The sequence below is a fragment of the Shewanella sp. c952 genome, assembly GCF_019654975.1.
Classification (GTDB): domain Bacteria; phylum Pseudomonadota; class Gammaproteobacteria; order Enterobacterales; family Shewanellaceae; genus Shewanella.
The window spans coordinates 1-545 of the sequence record NZ_BPEW01000117.1; the positions used below are offsets into that span (position 1 = coordinate 1).

Annotated in this window: 1 protein-coding gene; it reads right to left on the reverse strand. The window is 49.5% G+C overall.

The window, feature by feature from the left end; genetic code table 11:
- On the reverse strand, positions 1 to 545 hold a 545-nt coding region (locus K5R16_RS22150), incomplete at both ends, for a methyl-accepting chemotaxis protein (RefSeq protein ID WP_259649983.1).

The window sequence follows — 545 nt, forward strand, 5'->3', positions numbered from 1 at the left end:
CTTTGCTCCTCTGCGGCGGTGGCGATTTGGGTATTCAGATCATTGATTTGATTAACCGAGTCACCAATAGCATCAAGATCTGAGGCGACAACCTCAGTGGTTTCAGCCGTTTTGACACAGGTGTTTTTAGTCGCATCCATCGAGGCCATGGCTGCATTGGAGGCTTCTCTGAGTTGATTAAGTGTTACCTCTATTTCGGCGGTACTTGATTGGGTTCTTGCAGCGAGTGCTCTGACTTCATCAGCGACCACAGCAAAACCTCGGCCTTGTTCACCGGCACGTGCGGCTTCAATGGCGGCATTAAGCGCTAAAAGATTGGTTTGATCGGCTATCTCGCCAATCACTTTAAGCACTTGGGTAATGTTGATGGTGTCTTTGTCTATCTGCTCAATATTGGTTGAGGTGCTCTCAACCTCCTGCACCAGTTGCGCAACGGTACTGGTCGCTTTTGCAACGACCGCTTTAGAGTCCATGGTTTGATGCTTGGTCACTTGAGTGAAAGACGCTGTTTCAGCACCGTTTCTGGCAACATCATTGGCGGTGGC